This window comes from Paraburkholderia sp. BR14320 (genome assembly GCF_040948665.1).
Lineage (GTDB): Bacteria > Pseudomonadota > Gammaproteobacteria > Burkholderiales > Burkholderiaceae > Paraburkholderia > Paraburkholderia youngii.
In genome coordinates this window covers 1-691 of the sequence record NZ_JBFPKG010000233.1, presented here as the reverse complement: position 1 = coordinate 691, position 691 = coordinate 1, and the positions used below count along the sequence as shown (strand labels likewise).

Below are 691 nucleotides of genomic sequence, written 5' to 3'. Positions count from 1 at the left end.
CGCCTTTACGGCGAAAATCTACTGGCATCTATACGCCGAAAGACTTGCGGCGCCTAAACGCCGAAAAGTCCCTGGCGCCTTTATGCCGAAAACGGTTTCGGCTCCTTAACGGCGAAAGTTCACAACAGGTGACGCAGGCTAATGGCACAGCCGATCTGGACACAGCAGCCGAGATGCTTGCGGACGCCGCGAGGTTTGGCGATGCATCGACTACGGTACGTGCTGACAAGAGCTACGACGCGGCCGGCTTCGCGGCAATGTGCCGCGCACATGGTGTGACGCCACATGCTGCACAATACAATGACCGCGCGGGCGGCTCGGCCATCGACGGGCGCACAACGTGCTGGGCCGACTACTATGCCGTCAGTCAGCGCAAGCGCAACTGCATTGAGTAGGTCTTGGCTGGAGCAAGACGGCTGCACGATTCGTGCAGGCGATATTGGGGGGACTGCAACGAGTTGACCAGCTTTTCCTGTTGATTCAGGCGGCCTACAACCTGACTCACATGCGCACGCTCGCGGCGAAAGCGGCATAGGCTAGACAGGCGGCGAGGAAATGGCATTGCTGAACCGCCCCGGGATTTCCGGAGGCTCCACTTCTTGAGAAAATGGAGCTATGGAAAACACGAAGAAGAAGTGCCCAAGGTACTCGCCTGAAGTTCGTGAGCGGGCTGTGCGAATGGTTCTGGAAC

1 pseudogene is annotated in these 691 nt (G+C 58.5%); it reads left to right on the top strand.

The window, feature by feature from the left end:
- Nucleotides 1-119: 119 nt before the first annotated feature.
- A pseudogene (locus AB3X89_RS40080) lies at nucleotides 120-535 on the top strand (IS5/IS1182 family transposase); the annotation flags it as partial.
- Between the last annotated feature and the right edge of the window lie 156 nt (nucleotides 536-691).